Consider the following 19,074-nt stretch of genomic DNA (forward strand, 5'->3'; position numbering starts at 1 on the left):
CTGCGTCCCACACCTCCTACCACGGCCGTATGTGGCAACTTTACCAATTCCCGCTCTGCCCGTTCTCGCGCAAGGTCCGGCTTTTGCTGGGCGAAAAGGGCATCGGCTACGAACTCGTCCGCGAAAGCCCATGGGAGCGGCGCGACGAATTCCTCGACATGAACCCGGCGGGGCAAGTCCCCGTGCTGGCGGACCAGTCCCGTAGCATCCTGTTGATGGATTCCATGGCGATCTGCGAATATCTCGAGGAAACGGTCGAGAAGGCCGCGATGATCAACGGCACCGCGACCAGCCGCGCGGAAATCCGCCGCCTCGTCGCGTGGTTCGACACGCAATTTTTCGCCGATATCGTCGCTCCATTGCTGCATGAGCGCATGGAAAAGCGCATTGTGACGAAGGAACCACCCGATTCGAAGCGGCTTCGCGACGCAATGAAAGCGGCCGTGCGACATCTCGATTACACCGATTACCTGCTCGACCATCACAACTGGATGGCGGGTGCGACGATGAGCCTCGCCGATCTTGCCGCCGCGGCACAGATTTCGGTCGCGGATTATCTCGGTGGGATCGACTGGAAAAATCACGAACAGACCGCGAAATGGTATCGCGGGTTCAAGAGCCGCCCGAGCTTCCGTCCGCTGCTGTCAGAGCGGATGGAGGGAATCATGGCACCGAAACATTATGACGATGTCGACTTCTGAGCCTTCATCCCCCGAGACCGCAGGACAGATCGCATTCGACGATTTTCTGAAGGTCGACGTGCGCGTCGGGACGATCGTCGAGGCGCTGCCGTTCCCGCAGGCGCGCAAGCCCGCCTATCGCCTGGTGATCGACTTCGGGTCCGAGATCGGCACCCGGCGCTCTTCGGCGCAGATCACGGTGCATTACACGCTGGAGCAGCTCGTCGGGCGGCAAGTCGCGGCGGTGGTCAACTTCCCGCCGCGCCAGATCGGGCCGGTGATGTCCGAGGTGCTGACGCTCGGTTTCCCGGATGAAGCGGGCGAGGTCGTGCTGATCGCGCCGGACCAGCGTGTCCCGAACGGCAGTCGCTTATTCTGACAGGGCGCGCTCGGCCCGGCGCGTCTGCCATACGATCAGCGCGAGCAAGGGCAGCGCGATATCAAGATACAGCGCGAACCCGAACCACGCGCCCCAGCCGAAGAAGAGATTGGGCAAGGTCTGAAGCTTGCCGGCCAGGAATAGCCCGACGAAGTTGCGCGTCCAGGCGGGCGCCGCCAACGCTTCTGGGGCGAAGATGTCGGTGCTGGCGATGACCAGATTGATCACCATCGACAGCGCCAGCAAACCGATTGCCGCCTGCCGCAGACGCGGGCCCCGCAGCGACGCCCAGAACGGCGCGAGCCCGATCGCGAGAAACGGGATGGCTGGGACCGAATGCCGCGGCCCGATCGAAGCGCCGCCGTCCCAATAATAATAAGAGGCGTTGATCGACACGACGACCACGATCACCGCCACCGCCAGCCAGCCCATGTCGCGGGTGTCAGGGCGCCGGATCATCCCGACGAGGCCGACGACCCCGACCAGCAGCACGGGCGAAACCCACACCAGACCCCGGCGAAGCCCGAACAGGATTTCCCACAGGATCGCGGGCTTTGGATAGGTCAAACCGAATACCCCCTGGTTCATCCCGTCGAACCCGACCACGCCTTGATATCCGAGCATGAACGGCGTGCCGAACGCGATGACGTTATACACGACCACCGGAACGAACGCCGCCGCCGCGCTGACCAGCGTGACGTTATAGATCCGCCAGCGCGCGCGCGCAGCGAAGCGCCGGGTGCGCCACAGTGCCCAGACGCCGATCGCGACGCCGCTCAATGCGGACTGATACTCGATCGCGACGGCCCATCCCAGCGTGAGCCCCGCCATCACCGGATACCGCCCGCGCGCCTCCTCGGTAGCGCCAGCGGTACCGCGCCAGATCGCCCAGGTGGCGATCAACAACAGCGCCGCGACCGGCGCATGGCCGAACAGGCTGGTCGACCATCCCCACGCGATCGACCCCATCGCATAACCCAGCGCCGCGAATAGCCCGGCGGCGGGACTTCCGGTAATCCCGGTGCCGAGGTCGAGCAACAGGACCGTGGCGAAGGCGGTGAGGATCGCTGCGGTCGACGCGACCGCGACGCTGAGGCGCGCCCGCATAAATGCCGTCAGCCGCGGATTGGCGATGTCGATGATCTGATCGCTCGCTTCCGTGCCGGTCAAGCGGTCGACGCCCCACACGGCAGGTAGCGCCATCAGCGTCATGCCGGGGGCCTTGTCCATGTAATAGTGCCGCGCATCGCCCTGCCCGAACTGCGCCTTGTCGATCGTCAGCGATTGATATCGATCGATCCGCGCGTCCCCCCGTTCGACGAGCGTAATGGCAGCAAACAGGCGCGTCGCCGTATTGGGGTTGAGGGCGTAGGACCCGAACCAGACGCACGATATCCAGACGAGGCCGAACAGCATCGCCGCGACCGCATGCGGCCCCCGAACCGCTGCGGACGGCACCTTGCGGTCGAGCGCGCTCAACTGGCGGAGCGAAGCAGCATCACGGTGCGACGTCCCGCCCTGATCACGTTATTCGAGCGCCCGGTCGACGGCGCGTTGATCGCCCTTGGCGGCTTGGCGCTCGCGCTTCCACTGCTGGCCGCGTTGCGCCAGGCACCCCGTTGCGCCGCCGGCACCGACCGTCGAGCAGCTGCCGATGCCCTCGACTCCGACCTTGTCATTGGCCTCAGCCTTGGCTGCCCAGCTCTGGTTCTGCGGGGTGACTTCGAGTTCGCGCAACTCCTTTGGAATGCGGAACTGCTCACCCGGCGCGCGGCGGACACACACGACGATTTCGTTGCCGTTGGTGTCGGTCGGGCATTTCTGGTTGCCGTAGATGGTCATCGTCGGCGTCGGCACATTCTGTGCTGCTACGGGCGCAGACACGATCAGGCCCGACCCTACCGCCACTAGCGCGGCGGCGGAGAGGGTCAGCCGGGGGAACATGGATCGAGTCATCGGGGTCTCCGTCAAATGCGCTTGGCTGTGGCGATGGCGACCTTGCAGCCCAGCCGGATCAGCCCGCTCAGGACCGGATAGCCGATTGCGTTTTCGGCGCCCGCTGCGAGTGCGGTTTCGCGGTGCTCGACTTCCTCGGCCTGGAAGTCGCGGATCGCGTCGGTCAGCTCTGGGTCGCTGTCGCCCAAGGCAACGAGCTGATCCTCATAATGCTTGTCGATTTCGGTTTCGACCGCGGCGGTGCACGCCATTGCCGCTTCCGGGCTGATCGCCGCCGTCGCCGCGCCGAGAGCGAAGCCCGCCACGTTCCAGATCGGTTCGAGGAGCGTCGGGCGAACCCCACGCCGCGCCATCATCGCATCGAAGAACGCGCGGTGGCGTTCTTCCTGGTTCGCCATGCCAGCAATCGCGCGCGCGGCTGGGCTGCGGTCCCCGAGCACGGCGAGCTGGCCTGCATAAATGCGGGTCGCGCCGAATTCGCCGGCCTGATCGACCCGGATCATCGATTTGGTCGCGCGGCGCGCATCGCCCGGTTTCCAGTTCATGCTCATTTCCTCCGCAATGCCCAGAAGATGGCGATTGCCCCGCCGATCGAAAAGACCGCGTTGAACCCGGCGAGCGATATGCCGCCGAGCGTCCATTGCGCGACGTCGCACCGCACGATCGGCGCCTTCATGATCGATTCGATCGTGACCGGGCCGGTCATCGTCGACGTGCATTCGGTGAAGCCCTGCCACCAGTGATATTCGACACCCGCGTGGAAGACGCCGATCAGCCCGCTGACCAGGACCGCGACCCCGGCAAGCGCGACGAGCAGGCGCTGCGTCCCCCGCCCTGGCAGGACGAATGCGTGCACTGCAAGCACGAGCGCAACGATATGCGGGTAGCGCTGAAACCAGCACAATTCGCACGGGTACAACCCGCCGACATATTGCGACAAGAGCGCGCCGCCGAGCAGCGCCCCCGGCACGACCAGCGCCAACAGTCGCGCAAGCGGGAAGCGGTCCGCAGTCATCCTACTTGGCCGCCGTTGCCGACCGCGGAGCAGCGGTGCCGAGGCGACCGATCGTCTGCAACGCATAGTTCATCTGGAAGTCCTCCACCCCCTTCGCCTTCAACTGCTCGGGCGTGGCGGCGAAACGCGGGTCGGTCTTGGTGTCTTCCTCAATCGCGGCGTTGTCGGCCTTGACCTCGTTGATGAGGTGGCGACGCAAATCGTCCTCACGGAACACCGGGCGGGACTTATAATCCGGATCGGAGATCTGTGGCACGGCGATATCGGGCTCGATCCCGCCCTCCTGCACCGACCGGCCCGAGGGGGTGTAATAGCGCGATGTCGTCAGGCGCAGCGCCGCGTTCGCGCCGAGATCGATCACGGTCTGGACCGACCCCTTGCCGAACGAGCGTTCGCCCATGACGAGCGCACGGTGATGGTCCTGCAATGCCCCCGCGACGATCTCCGACGCCGACGCGGTGCCCGCGTTGGTCAGCACGATGATCGGCAACCCGTGCGCGAGATCGCCCTTCACGTAGCTCTCGGCATAGAAAGGCTCGATATCCGCCTTGTCGCGGCCGCGTTGCGAGACGATTTCGCCGCTGCTGAGGAAATTGTCCGCAACCGCGATCGATTCGTCGCGCAGCCCGCCGCCATTGTCGCGCAAGTCGACGATGTAGCCGAGCGGATCGCGGCCCAACTGCTTCTGAATGCCCTTGATCGCGGCGGTCACGGCATCGCCGGTATGTTCCGAGAATGCGTTGATGTTGATAACGCCGACGCCGTCCTTGACGCTCCACTTGACCGGCTTCTGGACGATCTTCTCGCGGATCAGTGCGACGACGATCGGCTTGTCGCGGCCTGGGCGCAGCAGTGTCAAGCTGACTTTCGATCCGGGAGGCCCGCGCATCTGGGTGATCGCCTCGTCGAGCGACTGGCCGAAGATGAGCTTGCCGTTGATGTGGGTGATATAGTCGCCCGACTTGATCCCGGCGCGCCCGCCCGGCGTGTCTTCCTGCGGCGCAATGACCTTGATCGCCCCGTCCTGCATCGTCACCGTCAAGCCGAGGCCACCGTAGCTGCCCAGCGTCTGGATCCGCAGATTGTCGTAATCGAGCCCGGTCTCATACGCGCTATGCGGGTCGAGCGCCGCGAGCATCCCGTCGATCGCGCCCTTGACCAGCGTCTTGTCGTCGACCTTGTCGACATATTCCGCCTTCACGCGATTGTAGACGTCGAGGAACACCGACATCTCGCGGTAGGTGCCGGTATCGACCGCTGCCATCGCGCTGGTTCCCACCGGAACGATCGCCAGCACTCCCGCAATCGCGGTCGCTTGCAGCAGGGACGTTGAAAAACGCGACATCGGCGAAATACTCGAGCGGCGGGAAGGTACGCTGTACCGTAGCCGGGTTTGCGGGATCAACATTGCACATGGCGCATGAACCGAAGCGGAACAAGCCGCCGCAGCGATCAGCCCAGCAGCGGCGTGAGATCGACCGGCCGGTCGCGCCGCCGAAGTTCGACCGTGACGCGGGGCGCAGCGCCAGCCGGCGCAGTGCCGATCGGCGCGCCCGCGCCGACCTGAGTGCCGACCGCCACGGACGTTGCGCCGAGCCCGGAGACGAGCGAGGTCCACCCCGCGCCATGATCGAGGATGACGATCGTCCCATATCCGCGGAACGGCCCCGCAAAGGCGACCCGCCCCGCCGCCGGGGCGACGACCGGTGCGCCAGCGGTGGGCGCCACGGTCAAACCGCGGGACCTGACGCCCGCGTCCGACACCTCGCCGAAGCCCGTGACGAGTTTTCCGGTCGTGGGCAGGCGATACGGCGCACCGTCCGGCCAGATCGCGCCCATCGTCGCACCCGCGACACCCGGACGGGGTTCCGGCCCCGGAAGGGCCGCAAGCGCGCGTTCGGTGGTGGTTTCGGCACCGGCCTGGTCCATCAGGTCGACAAGCTCGCGCGCGGTTTCCCCAAGCGCGATCGCACGATCCGATTCGAACACGGCGTCGCGCCCCAAGGCGCGCGCGCGCAACCGGTGTGCCAGTTCGAGACGACTGAGCGACAGCCGCTGCGCTTCGAGCCGTGACCGACTTTCCGCCAGCGCCTGCCCCGCGAGCGTGGCCTGCATCTGCAGCGTTCGCGCCTGCGCGAGATCCGTCCGGACGCGCTCCGTCCGCGCGCGGAGTACCGGCATTGCGCCCGCCAACACCGCTCGGACATGGACCAGATCGTCGAGCGATCCGGGCTGAATCACCGCCAGTAGCGCCGGGCGCTGCGACAGCGCCTGCAACGCCGCAAGCAGGCGCGCAACGGGGCGTTGCTGTGCCGCCAGACGGGTACGATGGGTGTCCAGCAAACGTGTGACGATCGAAACTTGCGCTTGCCCCGCGACGATGTCGGCCTGCGCCTGTTCAATCCGCGCGGCGACGGCAGCCTCCCGGGCAAGGGCTTGGCGCGCTTGATTCTGCTCGCCCTCGGCCAGACGCTCCAGCGCGGTCGAGCGCGCTGCCGCTGCCGCCGATTGCGCGCGCGCGCGCGCAAGTTCGGTGCGCCGGTCCGCAGGCGGTTGCGCAGGCGCCATGCTACCCGCGCATAGCGTCCCCGCCACCACCAGGGTCACGAGCGTGCGCGACCGCACGATCAACCCTCGCGATGATAGGGGTGGTTGGCCAGGATGCTCGTGGCGCGCCACAGTTGCTCCGCAAGCATGGCGCGAGCGAGCAGATGCGGCCACGTCGCCCGCCCGAAGCTCAGCAGGAGATCCGCCTGCGCGCGCGCCGCATCGTCGAAGCCGTCCGCCGCACCGATCAGGAAGCGAACTTCGCGCACCCCACCGTCCCGCCATTTCTCCAGCGTCGCGGCGATGTCGCGCGAGGGCAGTACGACGCCCGTCTCATCCAGCAGAACGACACGCGTTCCCGCTTCGAGGACCGGCATCTTGCCACCCGTGTCGGGCAGTTCGGTCAGCTTGTAGGGCCAGTTCAGCCGTTTGACATAACGCTCGACCAGTTCGGCCTCAGGCCCGCGCCCGATCCGGCCGCGCGCGATGATATGCAGCAGCATTTGCCCTTACCCCTGCCCCGATCACAGCGCCGGCGCGAGTTACGCTTCGCCGCCGAACGGATCGGGCGTGGCAGGCGGCGTCGGCGCATCACCGAAGGCCCACATCCGTTCGAGATTGTAGAAGCTGCGGACTTCAGGGCGGAACAGGTGGACGATCACGTCGCCGGCATCGATCAGCACCCAGTCCGCGGTCGGCAAGCCTTCGATCCGGGTCGAGCGGCGGAGTTCACCCTTGATCTTCTCGGCCAGCTTCTGCGCCATCGAGGCGACCTGCCGAGTCGAGCGGCCGCTCGCGATCACCATATAGTCGGCGATCGTCGATTTGCCCGCCAGCGGGATCGAAATGGTATCGACCGCCTGGTCGTCGTCGAGCGACGCGAGCACGAGCCGATGCAACGCCTCGACCTCATCGGGTTCGGACGCGCGATACACAGGAGAAGTTGAAGCCAAGGCGATTCCTATTCGGTAGGGGAAGTGACAGCATCTGGCAGGAAATGCCGCTGCCAGGCGGGGTCTGCAGCACGAAGCTGCGTCGCGGAGCGCGGGTCGGGGCGGAAGCGCAACAGCACGAGGGCCGGCAATCTCCACTGCGTCCAGTTCTTCGCCTGGTATGCGGGCCGACGAGCGCGCCGCAACCAACCCATCGCGGGAGCCGCGAGAGCATCGCTGTCATACCCCGGACGCGCGATCACCGCAATCGGAACCTCACGCGCGATCGTGCGCCACCCTTTCCACTGATCGAACTGCGCGAGATTGTCCGCACCCATCAGCCAGATGAAGCGCTTTCTGGGGTAAAGCCGGCGGAGCCGCGTGACGGTATCCACGGTGTAGCGCGTGCCCAGACGCTGTTCGATCGCGCTGACGCGGATCGGTGCGCGGCGTGCCATCTTGGTCGCGGATGCAACGCGCGCGGCGAATGGCGCCATATCCCGACGGCTATCCTTGAGTGGATTGCCGGGCGAGACCAGCCACCATACTTCGTCCAGCCCCAGCGCATCCAGCGCGGCGAGGCTGATCGCACGGTGGCCGCCATGCGCGGGATTGAACGAGCCGCCGAGAAGACCGACCCGCATCAACCGCGGATCTGTCCCGTACCGTAGCCGATCCATTTGTAGGTGGTAAGCCCTTCGAGCGCGACCGGGCCGCGCGCGTGCAGCCGCCCGGTGGCAATTCCGATTTCGGCGCCGAGCCCGAACTCGCCGCCGTCCGCAAACTGGGTGGACGCGTTCCACAGCACGATTGCGCTGTCGACTTCGGCGAGGAACCGTTCGGCAACGGCTGGGTCGGCGGCGACGATCGCGTCGGTATGATGCGATCCGTGCCGATCGATATGCGCGATTGCGCCATCGACCCCATCAACCAGCGCCGCCGAAGCGATCGCCTCAAGGTATTCGGTATCCCAATCGGCGTCCGTTGCCTGGGGCAGTGCCGGCAACCGCCCCGACAGCGCCGAATCGACGCGAACTTCGCACCCGCCATCGCACAACGCCAAGACCAGGCCGTCCGGATCGCCATATCCGCGATCGATCAGCAACGTCTCCATCGCGCCACAGACGCCGGTCCGCCGCAACTTGGCATCGCGCACGATCGCTTTCGCCATCGCCGGATCGGCTGAGGCATCGACATAGACGTGGTTGATACCGTCGAGATGCGCGAGCACGGGCACGCGCGCTTCCGCCTGGACGCGCGCGACGAGGCCCTTGCCGCCGCGCGGGACGATCAGATCGATCGCGGCGCCTCCGTGCGATCCGTCTGCCGCCAGCATCGCGCCGACCGCGGCGCGATCGGTCGTCTGGACCAACTGGACTGCATCGGCCGAAACACCCTCCGCGGTCAGCCCCGAAACCATCGCCGCGTGAATCGCTCGGTTGCTCTCGATCGCCTCTGATCCACCCCGGAGGATGACCGCATTGCCCGACATCACCGCGAGCGCGGCGGCATCCGCGGTGACGTTGGGGCGGCTTTCGTAGATGATGCCGATGACGCCGATCGGCACGCGCACGCGCCGCAGGACGAGACCGTTCGGGCGTGTCCGCTCGTCGATCGTCGCGCCGACCGGGTCCTCAAGCCCCGCCACAGCCACGACGCCATCGGCCATTGCGCGAACGCGGCCGGAATCGAGCCGGAGCCGATCCAGCATTGCCGACGAAAGGCCCGAGGCGTCGGCCTTCGCCACGTCGGCGGCATTGGCGGCGAGGATCGTCGCTTCCGCCGCGACGAGCGCCGCCGCGGCCGCGCGCAGGGCTGCGGCCTTGGTTTTGGTTGGCACCGTTGCGAGCACGCGCGCGGCGGCACGCGAACGGAGCGTCAGGTCTGCGACATGGGCGGCTACATCGGTCATTTCGGAGTCGCTATCATGGCGACAGGTGCCGCCGCAAAGCGAAATCACACGGCGAGCCCGTGGGGGATGCCCGACGGGCGACTTCCCCGGCTATCCATGGCGCGTTTTGGGATCGACCTGTCTCTGAAACGAAAAGAGCGCCGCTCCGATCCAGAACGACGCTCTTTTCAACAGTGAAGCGCGATCAGCGGGGTCAGGCGCCGAGGGGAGTCGGGCTGCCGAACGGGCCACCGCCCTTAGGACGACGTGTCTTCGGGATCGACGTTCCGGCGCCTGGGACCGACGGGCTCTTGGGTCCGTCATCGCGCGACAGGCTACCGTCGGCGATGAGCGCCTTGATCTCGTCACCCGACAGCGTCTCATATTCGAGCAATGCGCCTGCAAGCAGGTGGAGCTGATCGATATGATGCGTCAGCAAATGCTTTGCCCGATCGAGACCACCCTGAACGATCGACTTGATTTCGTCGTCGATCAGCTGTGCGGTCTGGTTGGACATGCGAACCGGCTGGGAGTTGGAATAGCCGAGGAACGATTCCCCTTCCGGCTGCGAATATTCCACCGGGCCGACCTTGTCAGACATACCCCATTTGGTGACCATGTCGCGCGCCAGGCCGGTCGCATATTGGATGTCCGACGACGCACCCGAAGACACCTTGTCATAGCCGAAGATGACTTCCTCGGCGACCCGGCCACCCATCGAAACCGCAAGGTTCGCGTACATCTTGTCGCGGTGGTAGCTGTACGAGTCCCGCTCCGGCAAACGCATGACCATTCCGAGCGCACGACCGCGCGGAATGATCGTCGCCTTGTGGATCGGGTCCGACGCAGCTTCGTGGATCGACACGATTGCGTGACCGGCCTCGTGATAGGCGGTCATCCGCTTCTCGTCCTCGGTCATTACCATGGAACGGCGTTCCGCACCCATCATGACCTTGTCCTTGGCTTCCTCGAACTCGGCCATCGCGACCAGCCGCTTGCCCTTGCGCGCCGCCGTCAGCGCCGCCTCGTTGACGAGGTTGGCAAGATCGGCGCCCGAGAAGCCCGGAGTGCCGCGTGCAATGACGCGTGCGTCAACGTCGGGTGCCAGCGGCACCTTCTTCATATGGACTTCGACGATCTTGATGCGACCCTCGATATCTGGCCGCGGCACGACGACCTGACGATCGAACCGGCCCGGACGCAGCAGCGCAGGGTCAAGCACGTCGGGACGGTTGGTTGCCGCAATGATGATGATGCCTTCGTTCGCTTCGAACCCGTCCATCTCGACCAGCAATTGGTTGAGCGTCTGCTCGCGCTCGTCGTTGCCGTTGCCAAGCCCGGCACCGCGATGACGACCGACCGCGTCGATTTCGTCGATGAAGACGATGCACGGCGCGGATTTCTTGGCCTGTTCAAACATATCGCGGACACGGCTTGCACCGACGCCGACGAACATTTCAACGAAGTCAGATCCCGAAATCGTAAAGAACGGAACACCCGCCTCCCCCGCAATCGCGCGGGCGAGCAGGGTCTTGCCAGTACCCGGCGAGCCAACAAGCAAGGCGCCCTTCGGGATCTTGCCGCCAAGGCGCGCGAACTTTGTCGGGTCCTTGAGGAACTCGACGATTTCCTGAAGCTCCTCGCGGGCCTCGTCGATGCCGGCGACGTCGTCGAAGGTCACGCGACCTTCCTTTTGCGTCAGCATCTTGGCGCGGCTTTTGCCGAAACCCATCGCGCCCGAGCCGGAATTCTTCTGCATCTGCCGCAGGACGAAATACCCCAGCCCCAGGAACAGGAAGAACGGCAGCGATTGCATCAGCAGAATCTGCCAGATCGGCGCGCCTTCTTCCGGCTTGGCGCTGATCACGACGCCCTTTTCACGCAGGCGGTCGGTCAGACGCGGATCCTGCGGCGCGAACGTGCGGAACTTGGTATTGTCGGAATAGCTGCCGGTGACGACTTCGCCCGCGATGTTGACGTCCCGAACCGACCCGGCCTCGACCTTGTCGAGGAACGTCGAATAGGCGATCTGGTTCGCGCCCGTTCCGGCGGTGCGGGTATCGATCAAGGTCACGAACAGCGCCAGCGCCACCAGGATGCCGACCCAGATAAGCAGAGACTTCATCCAGGGGTTCGGCCCTTCGGGCGGCTTTTCGTTGTCGTTCATGGGTTGATCGTACCTTTCTCGGACGCTGAAGATAAGCACAGAAGGATTAATGGCAATGGAACGCCGCGGCGGAATCGTCGATCAGCGCGATCGGCGCGGCGGTTCCGGCGTAAATTGCACGATATCAGCGATCGGGGACGCCATTACGCCGCCTTGCGTCGCCGAAACGCCAATCCGAAGCGCATCGAGAAACGACTCGACGTTGCTGGCGAGGTCGAACGCCGGGCGGGTGATTCGCGCGGAATGCCGCACGGCGAGAATGGCTCTGCGCACCAGCAGACGTTGCACGGCGCGAGGCAGGTCCGCGATCCGCAGCGCGATCACGCCCTCGCCCCGGTCCAGCAGACGATCGTCCCACAGCCACGCGGCGATCTCCTCCAGCGCAGCGTGTGCCTCGCCAGCGTGATGCGCGGTTCGGGCAAGACCCGCCGGGTCGAGCCACGGCGTATCCGCCAGAAGGCCGCGCACCCGTACGCGTTCGAACTGCCGGTCGGCGTTGCTGGGATCGTCGACGAACGGGATGTTGGCGGCGAGGACGATCGCGCGCAACTCGGCGCGCCGCCAGCCCAGTAAAGGCCGGATGATCGCAAAGTCGGAAGACAGCGACGCTGCCGCGGGATCGGCGTGTTGGAACCGATACGGCCGCACGCCCGCCAGCCCGGCCGGGCCGCTGCCGCGCACCGCACGCATCAGCACGGTCTCGGCCTGATCGTCGACATGGTGGGCGGTGGCGAGTGCGACGGCGCCCGTTTCGGCGACCCATTCCCCGAGCCGGTCATAGCGCAACGCTCTCGCAGTCGCCTGGATCGCGCGCGGACCGATTTCCTCATGTAAGGCGAGCGTTTGGTGCGGCACGCTAGCGTCGGCACACCATCGGGCGACCATTGCCGCCTCCGTCGCCGCGGAAGCGCGCAAGCCGTGATCGATTGTCGCAGCCAGAACCTGGTGAGGGAAGGCCGCGGTTGCCAGCGCCAGCATCGCCATGCTGTCAGGCCCGCCCGATACGGCGAGCGCGAGCCACGCCTCCTCCGGCAACGGCCCGCCCAGCGTGCACTCGGTATCCGCGCCAAACCGCGCGACGTGCGCGGGATCGAGCCCCGGGACGGGCCCCGTCATCTCACGAACAGTTCGATGCCGCGCGCCCCTTGGCTACGCCCGCCTTCATGCGCGCGTCCGCATCGACCTTGGCGCCATAGGTCCGCTGTAGCTCCGTGTAGACCTTGCATACCTGCGCTGCCGGCTTGTCGAGCTTGACCAGCGCCTGCGCGAGATAGAACAGGCTTTCGGGTGCGCGGTCGCCGTCCGGCCAGTTCTTGTAACTGTCGTAGAACGCGAGGCTGGCAAGCGATGGCTTGTTTTCATCGAGATACGATCGGCCCAGCAGGTTCTGCGCGTAGCTGGCGCGCTTGTGCTTGGGATATTTGCTGACGACGGCCTTCAACTGCGTCTCGGCCTGGGGATATTGTTTCGCCGTCCAGAGCCGGTAGCCATAGAGGTACGTGTCTTCCGCCGGATCGCCGGTCTCGGGTCGCTCCACGCTGACCGTCGACGCGGCATTCGTGGTGGCAGGTGCCCCACGCGTCGGATCGCCCATCGTCGGGCCTTCCAGCGTGCCCCCGCTCCGCGCCGGAGCGGGCCGATCGGCGGGACGTTCCATCGGCGGCTGGTCGGCCGCCGTATTGCCGAACCCGCCGGGGGTCACGCTCGGCTGCGGTGCCGCAGCACGCGCCGCGGCGGCATCCGCCTCGATCGTCTTGAGACGCCCTTCTATGACGTCGATCCGATGCTGATTGGTCTCCACCGCACCGGTCATCTGGCGAAGTTGCGATTCGAGCGAATCGACCCGCGCGGTCAAGTCCGCGACCGGGCTAGCCGACGGTGTGCCGGGAATCACGGTCTGGGGCTGCGCGGCGACATTGTCGGGTTCGACATAGGCGTTGCCGCCCGGGAACACCTTGCGCTGCACCGCGCGCATCTCGCTCTCGAGCCGCCCGACACGACCTTCGACGTTCGACTGCGCCATGGCGGGCGTGGTGGCGAGCGCGGACGCCGCGAGCAGGATGGTGACGACTGGAAAACGGCGCATCATGCACCCCCCGATGCGAGACAAGGACAAATCAAGGCGAAGCTACCGGGCGTCACTGCGCAGCGCGGTTGCCTCCCGTCAAGGCGGCGGGTTCGGGGTTCGTCGTGGATGGCGCGGCGATGTTGAGCGCGCCGCCCGTTGCCGGGCCGCCACGCGCACCGCCAGCCGACGCCGCCGGAGCATCGGTTGCAGCAGGCGCCGGCTGCCCCCGCGCGATCAACGCAGCGGGATCGACCTTGACGTCCTTGATCGCGCGCTTGCCGTCGCCCAACGGGGCGATCGGCTGTCCGCCGACGGTCACGCGCAGCTTGTCGGGCCGGCCGACGTTGATCATCGGCCCAACCGCGTCGTCGGGCACCGTATAGGCCTCGCCCGGCGCGAGCGTCCCGATGTACAGAGTCTTGTTCGCGGAATCATAGACTTTCAGCCACACCTCGTCGGTCGCGGTCAGGACGACCGGTCCGTTTTTCGGCGTGGGGATCGGCGCGCTCGCCGGGGGTGCGACCGGGACCGTGCTAGCTATCGACGGCGTGCTCAATGGCACGTTTTCCTCGCTACGGAAGAGATTGGTCCCATACCATAGCCCTGCGCCGATCAGCAGCAGAACCGCCGCGATGAGGGCGCCGACCGCCAGGCCACGGCTCGGCCCGCGCGACGGTTCGACGATCTCATAGGCCTGATATTCGACCCGGCGCGGAGTAGTGGGCTTGTCGACCGCACCGCGAATGTCCCGGCCGATCGACACTTCATCGACGCCGACTGCGCGGGCATACGCCTTGGCGAACCCGACCGAATAGGTGATCGACGGCAGCGCCGCGAAATTGGAGTCCTCGATCGCCTCCAATTGTCGAACGGGAATACGGGTGCGTGCAGCGACTTCAGCCAGGGAAAGTCCCATGGCCTCGCGCGCTTCACGCAACCGCTCCCCAGCTGTCTTGGGGAACAGCGTCGCCTCTTCCGGCGGTAACGGATCGGTCATGCAGTCCTCCGGCCGTACGGTTGCGCCCCAGGTGCGTCCGGCCCTCGCCCCCGTGTCTCACAAAGCGAGCCGGACAAGTCAACGCCTTGCGCGTCGACCATCGTGGCTTCACGCCAGTTCGACGCCGTGTTGCCTGGCCCATTCGGCAAGCGCGCCGCGCATGTCGCGCGGGGGAGCCGCCAGAAGCGTCGCCATATGCGCGGACAAGGCCGCACGGTCCAGCGTACGCACCATCGCCTTGATCGGCCCGACCGCGGCAGGCGTGATCGAAAGGCGTTCGATGCCGAGCCCGATCAATGCCATCGCCTCCAGCGGACGGCCGCCCATTTCGCCGCAGACCGTCAATTGCACCCCGGCGGCGCGGGTCGGTTCGACCAGACGCACGAGGAAGCGCAGGATCGCGCCGCTCAGCCAGTCGTAGCGTTCGGCAAGCTTCGGATTGGCCCGATCGGCGGCGAACAGGAATTGCGTGAGGTCATTCGTGCCGACCGACAGGAACGAGATGTTGGGCAGCAGCAGATCGAGCTGTTCCGCAAGCGCGGGCACCTCCAGCATCGCCCCGTAGCGGATTTCCGAAGGCAGCTTCTTGTTCCGTGCGGACAGCCAGTCGCGCTGCGCTTCGAACAAAGCGCGCGCCTCGTCGAATTCCCATGGCTCGCTGACCATCGGAAACATGACGTTGAGCGTCCGCCCCGCCGCCGCCTCGAGCAGCGCGCGCGCCTGGACCTTCATCAGGCCGCCGCGTTCCAGCGCCAGCCGCAGCGCGCGCCAGCCCATCGCTGGGTTCTCCTCGTCGGCATCGGCTTTGTTGAGATAGGGCAGCGCTTTGTCACCACCGATGTCGACCGTCCGGAACACGACCGGACGATCCCCCGCCGCTTCCAGCACGTCACGGTACAACCGTTGCTGCCGCTCGCGCGAGGGAAGCGTCGCCGAAACCAGGAACTGGAATTCGGTGCGGAACAGTCCGATCCCGTCCGCGCCCGTCATGTCGAGCGCGGCAACGTCGTCGCGCAGGCCCGCATTGACCATCACCGTCAGTCGATGCCCATCCTTGGTGATGGGGGCCACGTTCTTGAGCGAGGCGAACACCGCACGGCGTTTCTGGCGAAGCTGGAGTGCGGTCTCGAACGCTTCTTCCATCGCCGAGGACGGACGCGCGAACACGTTGCCCGCGGTGACGTCGAGCAGCAACAGATCGCCCTCCCCGACCAAGCGCCGAATGTCGCGGACCCGACCGAGCACGGGCACCCCCATCGCGCGTGCAACGATCGTGACGTGCGCGGTGAGCGAGCCTTCCTCGAGGATCACGCCCTTCAGGCGGCGGCGATCATATTCGAGCAGCTCGGCGGGCCCGAGATTGCGCGCAATCAGGATCGTGTCCTGCCGCAGCCCCATTTGCGCGGCGGTACCCATTTGCCCCGAGACGATCCTGAGCAAGCGGTTCGACAGATCCTCGAGATCGTGCATCCGGTCCGCGAGCAACGGATCGTCGATCTGCCGCATCCGCATCCGGGTGCGTTGCTGCACGCGTTCGATCGCCGCCTCGGCGGTCAACCCGCTGTCGATCGCTTCGTTGATGCGACGGCTCCAGCCTTCGTCATAGGCGAACATCTTGTAGGTCTCGAGGACCTCCTCATGCTCGCCGCCGCCGCCAAATTCGGCCTGACTCGCGAGCCGCTCGATCTGGTCGCGCATCTTGTCGAACGCGGCATAGACGCGATGGCGCTCGGCCTCGGCATCCTCGGCGACGGTGTGTTCGACATGGACGCGCGGCTGATGGAACACCGCGCAACCGCTGGCCATACCGTCGACCAGCTTGAGCCCGGCAATCCGCATCGGCGCGGTGGATTGCGGGCGCAGCGTTGCCGAACCGCTCGCATCGACCAGTTCGGCATTGGCGATGAGCTCGCTCAGCACCATCGCGACGGTCTGCAGCGCCTCGATCTCGACATCGTCGTAGCGGCGCGATTCGACGTGCTGGACGCACAGCACCCCGACCGCCCGTTCGCGCCGGATGATCGGCACCCCGGCAAAGCTATGGTAACGATCCTCACCCGTTTCGGGGCGATAGACGAAGTCGGGATGCGACGCCGCCTCGTCGAGATTGAGCGTCTCGACCTGTTCGGCGATCGTGCCGACCAGCCCCTCGCCCAGCGACAGCTTGGTGACGTGTACCGCCTCCTGCGCGAGGCCGCGGGTCGCAAACAGTTCGAGGACACCCTCGCGCAGCAGGTAGATCGAGCAGACCTCGCTCGCCATCGCTTCGCCGACGATCCCGACCACCGCGTTGAGCTTTGCCTGCGCAGGCGTACGCGACGCCATCACATCGTGGAGGCGGACGAGAATTTCACGGGCGGAGGCGGCTGCGGTTGGCATGAGATGGCGCTAACAGATTGCAGCGGTGGGTTCCATCTTGCGCCGCACAAGAGAATCGCGGGCGCGGTGTCAGCTGTCGAACAGGCTTTCCTGACTCCCCGCCGGCGGATTGAGCCCGAGGTGCTTCCACCCGCCCGCGTTGAGGCACCGCCCCCGCGCGGTCCGTGCGATCAGGCCGAGCTGGATGAGGTACGGCTCGATCACTTCCTCGACCGTGTCGCGCGGTTCGCTCAGGCCCGCCGCGAGGGTTTCCACGCCGACCGGGCCACCGCGATAGATGTCCGCGATCATCATGAGATAGCGTCGGTCCATCGCGTCGAGCCCGAGCTTGTCGACTTCCAGCCGATTGAGCGCGCGGTCGGCGGCGGTCGCATCGACACTGTCCTGCCCGGCGGCATGCGCGAAGTCGCGGACGCGGCGGAGCAGTCGCCCCGCGATCCGCGGCGTGCCGCGCGACCGGCGCGCGACTTCGGTCGCGCCCTCGGGCGTGATCGCGAGACCGAGCAGTCCCGCCGCGCGCGTCACGACCCGCGTCAGTTCCTCGACGGTGTAGAAGGACAGCCGCACCGGGATACCGAAACGGTCGCGCAGCGGCGTGGTCAGCAGCCCCTGCCGCGTCGTCGCCCCGACCAGCGTGAAGCGCGGCAGATCGATCCGCACGCTCCGCGCACTCGGCCCTTCGCCAATCATCAGGTCGAGCGCGCGGTCCTCCATCGCAGGATAGAGGACTTCTTCGACCGCGGGCTGAAGGCGGTGGATTTCGTCGATGAACAGCACGTCGCCGTCCTCGAGATTGGTCAGCAGCGCCGCGAGATCGCCCGATTTCGCGATCACCGGGCCGGAGGTGGCGCGGAACCCGACTCCCATCTCGCGCGCGATGATCTGCGCGAGCGTCGTCTTGCCCAGCCCCGGCGGCCCGAAGAACAGCACGTGATCCAGCGCATCGCCCCGCGCCCGTGCGGCCGCGATGAAAACGCGCAGGTTCTCGCGCGCCGCCTTCTGCCCGACGAAATCGTCGAGCGATTTGGGGCGCAACGCGGCGTCGACGTCCTCGGGCGTGCGGGCAGCGGTGAGGATGCGGTCTTCGGTCATGGCACGGCGATAGCGCGCGGTGGCTGGGCGGAGCAAGGTACAGCGGCTAAGGCATGACGATGGCTGACCTTCCCGACCTGTACCTCGTTGCCGACATGGCGCCCGATCTGGTCGCTGCGTTGGAGCAGCGCTTCACGGTCCACCGTGGCAATCCGCCCGTGACGACGCGGGCGATCTGCGGCGGGGGAAGCAGTGTGGTGGACGCGGCGCTGATCGATCGACTCCCGGCGCTGGAAATCATCGCGATCAACGGCGTGGGGTATGACGGGATTGACCTGGCCGCAGCGAAGGCGCGTCGGGTTCGCGTGACCAACACGCCCGACGTGCTGACAGATGACGTCGCCGACCTTGCGATCGGCCTGTGGCTCGCGATCGAACGGCGGATTGCCGCGAACGACGCCGCCGTCCGCGAGGGTAGCTGGAATGTCCCGCTGGCCCGCCGCGCGAGTGGGCGCAAGGTCGGTATTTTCGGGCTGGGGCGGATCGGCGCCGCGATCGCGCGGCGGGCCGAGCCATTCGGCGGTGACATCCTCTACACCGCGCGCAGCCAGAAGCCGGTCGCGTGGAGGTTCCTGCCCGATATCACGACGCTTGCCGCCGCCTGCGACGTGCTGATCCTCGCTGCTCCGGGTGGGGCGGGGACGCAGGGAATCGTGGATGCCGCGGTGCTGGCGGCGCTGGGCGGCGACGGCGTGCTGGTCAACGTTGCGCGCGGCAGCCTGGTCGATCAGGAAGCTCTCGTCGCCGCACTGGAGACCGGCGGGATCGCAGGCGCCGGGATCGATGTGTTCGCGGACGAACCCTTTGCGCCGGATGCGTTAAAGACCATGCCCAACGTGGTCCTGTCGCCGCATCAAGGGAGCGCCACGGTCGAGACGCGCGGCGCAATGGCGGCGCTGGTGATCGCCAATCTCGACGCGCATCTGGCGGATGCGCCGTTGCCGAGCGCCGTGGTGTAGCGCGGCCGCGCC

At 66.5% G+C, this 19,074-nt stretch carries 19 protein-coding genes; 3 read left to right on the forward strand and 16 right to left on the reverse strand.

Annotated elements, in window-relative coordinates; translation table 11 throughout:
- The first annotated feature begins 29 nt into the window (after positions 1-29).
- Positions 30-701: a glutathione S-transferase family protein gene (locus QBJ92_RS02415; RefSeq protein ID WP_277968094.1), complete on the forward strand. Its 672-nt coding sequence runs from the start codon at positions 30-32 to the stop codon at positions 699-701.
- Entirely contained in the window at positions 682-1,059 is a 378-nt protein-coding gene (locus tag QBJ92_RS02420; RefSeq protein WP_277968095.1) for a tRNA-binding protein, read from the forward strand. The genes QBJ92_RS02415 and QBJ92_RS02420 overlap by 20 nt, the downstream gene beginning before the upstream one ends.
- On the opposite strand, the gene QBJ92_RS02425 is transcribed toward QBJ92_RS02420, so the two are convergent.
- The 16 genes from QBJ92_RS02425 to ruvB all read right to left on the reverse strand — a co-directional run bounded on the left by QBJ92_RS02425 (position 1,051) and on the right by ruvB (position 18,103).
- Positions 1,051-2,538 carry a hypothetical protein gene (locus tag QBJ92_RS02425; RefSeq protein WP_277968096.1) on the reverse strand — a complete coding sequence of 496 codons (1,488 nt, stop codon included), beginning with the start codon at positions 2,536-2,538 and terminating at the stop codon, positions 1,051-1,053. The two genes, QBJ92_RS02420 and QBJ92_RS02425, sit on opposite strands and share 9 nt — an antisense overlap.
- A 48-nt stretch (positions 2,539-2,586) precedes the next feature.
- Positions 2,587-3,015, reverse strand: a complete 429-nt coding sequence (locus tag QBJ92_RS02430; RefSeq protein WP_277968097.1) for a hypothetical protein — start codon at positions 3,013-3,015, stop codon at positions 2,587-2,589.
- 11 nt (positions 3,016-3,026) lie between these two features.
- Positions 3,027-3,560, reverse strand: a complete 534-nt coding sequence (locus tag QBJ92_RS02435; protein WP_277968098.1) for a demethoxyubiquinone hydroxylase family protein — start codon at positions 3,558-3,560, stop codon at positions 3,027-3,029.
- A 2-nt stretch (positions 3,561-3,562) separates the two neighbouring features.
- Positions 3,563-4,030, reverse strand: coding sequence for a disulfide bond formation protein B (locus QBJ92_RS02440; RefSeq protein WP_277968099.1), 468 nt, complete (start codon positions 4,028-4,030; stop codon positions 3,563-3,565).
- A 1-nt stretch (position 4,031) separates the two neighbouring features.
- Complete coding sequence (locus tag QBJ92_RS02445) at positions 4,032-5,375, reverse strand: S41 family peptidase (protein ID WP_277968100.1); 1,344 nt, start codon at positions 5,373-5,375, stop codon at positions 4,032-4,034.
- A 107-nt stretch (positions 5,376-5,482) separates the two neighbouring features.
- On the reverse strand, positions 5,483-6,655 hold the full coding sequence (locus QBJ92_RS02450; protein WP_277968101.1) for a murein hydrolase activator EnvC family protein: 1,173 nt from the start codon (positions 6,653-6,655) through the stop codon (positions 5,483-5,485).
- A gap of 2 nt (positions 6,656-6,657) precedes the next feature.
- Complete coding sequence (locus QBJ92_RS02455; RefSeq protein WP_277968102.1) at positions 6,658-7,080, reverse strand: 23S rRNA (pseudouridine(1915)-N(3))-methyltransferase RlmH; 423 nt, start codon at positions 7,078-7,080, stop codon at positions 6,658-6,660.
- Between the two features lie 39 nt (positions 7,081-7,119).
- A complete protein-coding gene (rsfS, locus tag QBJ92_RS02460) occupies positions 7,120-7,530 on the reverse strand; it encodes a ribosome silencing factor (RefSeq protein ID WP_431358354.1) in 411 nt (136 codons plus the stop codon).
- A gap of 8 nt (positions 7,531-7,538) precedes the next feature.
- Complete coding sequence (locus QBJ92_RS02465; protein WP_277968103.1) at positions 7,539-8,153, reverse strand: nicotinate-nucleotide adenylyltransferase; 615 nt, start codon at positions 8,151-8,153, stop codon at positions 7,539-7,541.
- Positions 8,153-9,421, reverse strand: coding sequence for a glutamate-5-semialdehyde dehydrogenase (locus QBJ92_RS02470; protein WP_277968104.1), 1,269 nt, complete (start codon positions 9,419-9,421; stop codon positions 8,153-8,155). The genes QBJ92_RS02465 and QBJ92_RS02470 overlap by 1 nt, the downstream gene beginning before the upstream one ends.
- A gap of 193 nt (positions 9,422-9,614) precedes the next feature.
- On the reverse strand, positions 9,615-11,567 hold the full coding sequence (ftsH, locus tag QBJ92_RS02475) for an ATP-dependent zinc metalloprotease FtsH (RefSeq protein ID WP_277968105.1): 1,953 nt from the start codon (positions 11,565-11,567) through the stop codon (positions 9,615-9,617).
- Positions 11,568-11,648: 81 nt separating this feature from the next.
- A complete protein-coding gene (gene tilS, locus QBJ92_RS02480; protein ID WP_277968106.1) occupies positions 11,649-12,683 on the reverse strand; it encodes a tRNA lysidine(34) synthetase TilS in 1,035 nt (344 codons plus the stop codon).
- Position 12,684: 1 nt separating this feature from the next.
- Complete coding sequence (locus tag QBJ92_RS02485) at positions 12,685-13,653, reverse strand: tetratricopeptide repeat protein (RefSeq protein ID WP_277968107.1); 969 nt, start codon at positions 13,651-13,653, stop codon at positions 12,685-12,687.
- A gap of 52 nt (positions 13,654-13,705) precedes the next feature.
- Positions 13,706-14,632, reverse strand: coding sequence for a helix-turn-helix domain-containing protein (locus QBJ92_RS02490; RefSeq protein ID WP_277968108.1), 927 nt, complete (start codon positions 14,630-14,632; stop codon positions 13,706-13,708).
- A gap of 108 nt (positions 14,633-14,740) precedes the next feature.
- Positions 14,741-17,011 (reverse strand): phosphoenolpyruvate--protein phosphotransferase, encoded by a 2,271-nt coding sequence (gene ptsP / locus QBJ92_RS02495; RefSeq protein ID WP_277968109.1) that lies wholly within the window; start codon positions 17,009-17,011, stop codon positions 14,741-14,743.
- 69 nt (positions 17,012-17,080) lie between these two features.
- Positions 17,081-18,103: a Holliday junction branch migration DNA helicase RuvB gene (ruvB, locus tag QBJ92_RS02500; protein ID WP_277968110.1), complete on the reverse strand. Its 1,023-nt coding sequence runs from the start codon at positions 18,101-18,103 to the stop codon at positions 17,081-17,083.
- A gap of 59 nt (positions 18,104-18,162) precedes the next feature.
- Here ruvB and QBJ92_RS02505 point away from each other — a divergent pair, with 59 nt between their 5' ends.
- Positions 18,163-19,062 (forward strand): 2-hydroxyacid dehydrogenase, encoded by a 900-nt coding sequence (locus tag QBJ92_RS02505; RefSeq protein WP_277968111.1) that lies wholly within the window; start codon positions 18,163-18,165, stop codon positions 19,060-19,062.
- Positions 19,063-19,074: the final 12 nt, after the last annotated feature.

Origin of the sequence: Sphingomonas echinoides, assembly GCF_029623395.1 — a bacterium.
GTDB lineage: Bacteria > Pseudomonadota > Alphaproteobacteria > Sphingomonadales > Sphingomonadaceae > Sphingomonas > Sphingomonas echinoides_A.

Coding starts and splice junctions, on each gene's coding strand:
- QBJ92_RS02415 (WP_277968094.1), top strand. CDS start 30: ATGTGGCAACTTTACCAATTCCCGCTCTGCCCGTTCTCGCGCAAGGTC.
- QBJ92_RS02420 (WP_277968095.1), top strand. CDS start 682: ATGACGATGTCGACTTCTGAGCCTTCATCCCCCGAGACCGCAGGACAG.
- QBJ92_RS02430 (WP_277968097.1), bottom strand. CDS start 3,015: ATGACTCGATCCATGTTCCCCCGGCTGACCCTCTCCGCCGCCGCGCTA.
- QBJ92_RS02435 (WP_277968098.1), bottom strand. CDS start 3,560: ATGAACTGGAAACCGGGCGATGCGCGCCGCGCGACCAAATCGATGATC.
- QBJ92_RS02440 (WP_277968099.1), bottom strand. CDS start 4,030: ATGACTGCGGACCGCTTCCCGCTTGCGCGACTGTTGGCGCTGGTCGTG.
- QBJ92_RS02445 (WP_277968100.1), bottom strand. CDS start 5,375: ATGTCGCGTTTTTCAACGTCCCTGCTGCAAGCGACCGCGATTGCGGGA.
- QBJ92_RS02455 (WP_277968102.1), bottom strand. CDS start 7,080: ATGCTGCTGCATATCATCGCGCGCGGCCGGATCGGGCGCGGGCCTGAG.
- QBJ92_RS02465 (WP_277968103.1), bottom strand. CDS start 8,153: ATGCGGGTCGGTCTTCTCGGCGGCTCGTTCAATCCCGCGCATGGCGGC.
- QBJ92_RS02470 (WP_277968104.1), bottom strand. CDS start 9,421: ATGACCGATGTAGCCGCCCATGTCGCAGACCTGACGCTCCGTTCGCGT.
- ftsH (WP_277968105.1), bottom strand. CDS start 11,567: ATGAACGACAACGAAAAGCCGCCCGAAGGGCCGAACCCCTGGATGAAG.
- tilS (WP_277968106.1), bottom strand. CDS start 12,683: ATGACGGGGCCCGTCCCGGGGCTCGATCCCGCGCACGTCGCGCGGTTT.
- QBJ92_RS02485 (WP_277968107.1), bottom strand. CDS start 13,653: ATGCGCCGTTTTCCAGTCGTCACCATCCTGCTCGCGGCGTCCGCGCTC.
- QBJ92_RS02490 (WP_277968108.1), bottom strand. CDS start 14,632: ATGACCGATCCGTTACCGCCGGAAGAGGCGACGCTGTTCCCCAAGACA.
- ptsP (WP_277968109.1), bottom strand. CDS start 17,011: ATGCCAACCGCAGCCGCCTCCGCCCGTGAAATTCTCGTCCGCCTCCAC.
- ruvB (WP_277968110.1), bottom strand. CDS start 18,103: ATGACCGAAGACCGCATCCTCACCGCTGCCCGCACGCCCGAGGACGTC.
- QBJ92_RS02505 (WP_277968111.1), top strand. CDS start 18,163: ATGGCTGACCTTCCCGACCTGTACCTCGTTGCCGACATGGCGCCCGAT.